This is a genomic window from Yoonia sp. (assembly GCF_036007805.1).
Lineage (GTDB): Bacteria > Pseudomonadota > Alphaproteobacteria > Rhodobacterales > Rhodobacteraceae > Yoonia.
This window is the reverse complement of sequence record NZ_DASYOK010000105.1, coordinates 1-2398: the sequence shown is the minus strand read 5'-3', so window position 1 is coordinate 2398 and position 2398 is coordinate 1. Positions and strand designations below refer to the sequence as shown.

Here is a 2398-nt window from a genome sequence, read left to right as displayed (position 1 = left end):
GGCTTTGCCAAGGCGGACAAGATCATCGAACGCAGCTTCAAAACCGCCGCGACCCACCAAGGCTATATCGAACCGCAGGCCTGCATGGCGAGCCTTGGTAATGATGGCCGTGGCGAGGTCTGGTGCTGCACCCAAGGTCAGTACATGGTGCGCGCAAATTGTGCCGCAGTTCTGGGCGTGGAAGAGAGCCAGCTGCGCATCACTGCATCCGAAATCGGCGGTGGTTTTGGCGGCAAGACATCGACCTTTATTGAACCTGTGGCGCTCGCGCTGTCGCGCAAGTCGGGCAAACCCGTCAAGATCGTGATGACCCGCGATGAGGTGCTGAAGGCAACGGGGCCGACGATTTCGTCGTCCATGGATATCAAGATCGGTATGACCAAAGACGGCCGCATTACCGCCGCGCTGGGCGAGTTGCGTTATTCGGGCGGGGCCTATCCCAACTTCACCGTTGAAATGGGCGCACAGGCCGCCTTTGCCGCCTACGATCTGGAAGCGGTCGAAACCATCGGCTGGAACGCCATGACCAACCGTCCCAAGGAAATCCCCTACCGCGCCCCCGGTGCGCCCACAGCGATCTATGCGGTGGAAAGCGTGGTGGACGAGCTTTGTCAGGAACTGGGCCTTGATCCGCTGGATGTGCGCCTGATGAATGCTGCGCGCAAAGGCACTCTGTCGTCCTACGGGCCGACCTTCAACGAAATCGGGCTTGTCGCAACACTGGAAGCGGCGAAAGCGCATCCGCACTACAGCGCACCGCTTGGCCCGAACCAGGGGCGCGGGCTGTCCTGTGGTTTCTGGTTCAACTTCGGTGGCAATACCTGTGTGTCGCTGAACATCAACGACGATGGCACCGTAGGTGTAGTCGAAGGCAACCCCGATATCGGCGGGTCCCGCGCTTCAATTTCGATGATGGCAGCCGAAGAACTGGGCGTGCCATACGATAAGGTGCGCACAGTGATCGCCGACACGTCGTCACTGGGGTTCAACGACATCACCGATGGCAGCCGCGTGACCTTTGCCGTGGGCCTTGCCACGATCGAGGCCGCACGCGCTGCGATCAAGGAAATGTGCCGCCGTGTGGCAAAAATCTGGGACATCGACGAAGACGCGGTGATCTGGGAAGACGGCGCTGCCAAACCGGCAGGGCCAAACGCGGGAACACATCCGCCCATGACCTTGGCCGAGATTGCCGCCATTGCAGGCAACACCGGCGGGCCCATCGCAGGCCACCACGAGGTCAACGCCGATGGTGCTGGCGTCAGCTTTGGTGTGCACCTGTGCGATACCGAGGTCGATCCCGAAACAGGCGCTGTCAAGATCCTGCGCTACACGGTGTTTCAGGACGCAGGCAAAGCGGTGCATCCCGATTATGTCGAAGGGCAGATGCAGGGCGGGGCCGTCCAAGGCATCGGCTGGGCGTTGAACGAGGAATACATCTATGGCGAGGACGGGCGTTTGCAGAACCCTGCTTTCCTTGACTACCGCATTCCTGTGGCTTCGGACCTGCCGCCCATCGAAACGGTGATCCTTGAAATCCCCAACCCAGGCCACCCCTACGGTGTGCGGGGCGTGGGCGAGACGCCGATCGTACCCCCCTTGGCCGCAATCGCGAATGCGGTCTCGCGGGCGGCAAACGTGCGGTTGACGGAATTACCGATGTCGCCGCCACGTGTGTTGAAGGCAATCACGGGCTAGGTGGCATGGTCCGCGTCAAACTCTGGGGGTCGCTGCGCAGCTTCGCGGATGGCGAGGAATGGGTCGAGGTGGAGGCCAGCAATTTCAAGGAATTGCTGGATCAGCTTGTGATCATACATCCCGGGCTTGCACCACAAATCAAACGGGGTGTGTCGCTGGCATTGGACGGGGTGATCTACCGCGAGGCATGGTTTACAAAAATCGGCCCTGAGAATGAGGTGATCTTGATGCCTTACATGGTGGGGGGCTGAATAGGCATGCATGCGCTGTTTTTTGAGGTGCGCCCCAAACCCGGACACCTCGCGCATTATTTCGATCATGTGGCGCTGTTGCGGCCGGTGCTGGCCAAGCACAGAGGCCTCGCGTTTCTGGATCGTTACGCCTCTCTGTCTGATACGGACGTGATCCTTTCCCACCAGCTTTGGGAGAGCGAAGACGCCATTATCGCATGGCGCAAAGATGCAACGCACCGGCGGTCGCAAACCGCTGGGCGGCAGGTGCATTTCACCGACTATCGTATTCGTGTGGGCGCGCGGGTTTTCCATTGGACGGGTGGCGAGGTAACACCTTTGGCGGCCTCTGATACCTCTCATGTCATAGCACTTTATGGAACGGCCCCCGTGGCGGACCCTGCCTTTAGCGGCTTCGAGAGCGTCAATCACAAGGGCCAGTTTATTGCATTGGCGACGGTCGATGGCGC

3 protein-coding genes are annotated in these 2398 nt (G+C 60.2%); all 3 read left to right on the top strand.

The features are described 5' to 3' along the window. Window positions 1-1698: xanthine dehydrogenase family protein molybdopterin-binding subunit (locus VGP75_RS06005; protein ID WP_327542786.1), on the top strand; the 1698-nt coding region annotated here is incomplete at its 5' end. 5 nt (window positions 1699-1703) lie between these two features. Beyond that, window positions 1704-1949 carry a MoaD/ThiS family protein gene (locus VGP75_RS06000; RefSeq protein ID WP_327542785.1) on the top strand — a complete coding sequence of 82 codons (246 nt, stop codon included), beginning with the start codon at window positions 1704-1706 and terminating at the stop codon, window positions 1947-1949. Between the two features lie 6 nt (window positions 1950-1955). Beyond that, window positions 1956-2398, top strand: a 443-nt coding sequence (locus VGP75_RS05995) for an antibiotic biosynthesis monooxygenase family protein (RefSeq protein ID WP_327542784.1), incomplete at its 3' end; no start/stop codon positions are given.

What these genes read in the sequence shown, in the direction of transcription:
- VGP75_RS06000 (WP_327542785.1), top strand. Translation starts at nt 1,704, where the DNA reads ATGGTCCGCGTCAAACTCTGGGGGTCGCTGCGCAGCTTCGCGGATGGC.